The organism is Desulfothermus okinawensis JCM 13304 (assembly GCF_054654515.1).
Map to the genome: position 1 here is coordinate 1 of NZ_BAAIEW010000101.1, position 271 is coordinate 271.

Below are 271 nucleotides of genomic sequence, written 5' to 3' on the forward strand. Positions count from 1 at the left end.
TATAAGATATTTAACAGAAGATAAACGCCCTGCAAAAATGAGGCGGTCTTTAAGGAGTGCATTAAAAAAAGAAGATATCAATTCTTTAAAAAATACCTTAATTTCCCTCTTTGCCTCAATTCCCTATAATTATTTTACAAAAAACAAGCTAGATGAATATGAAGGATTTTATGCGTCAGTGGTATATGCATATCTTCAGTCCCTTGGATTTGATATAATAGGAGAGGATGTAACCAATCATGGCAGGATAGATTTAACAGTGCTACTAGAC

Annotated in this window: 1 protein-coding gene; it reads left to right on the forward strand. The window is 32.8% G+C overall.

The annotated features are described in order from the left end of the window. Positions 1–37: 37 nt before the first annotated feature. Positions 38–271 (forward strand): PD-(D/E)XK nuclease domain-containing protein (locus tag ACYQ0O_RS13220; RefSeq protein ID WP_459893819.1); only part of this gene is annotated, 234 nt, incomplete at its 3' end.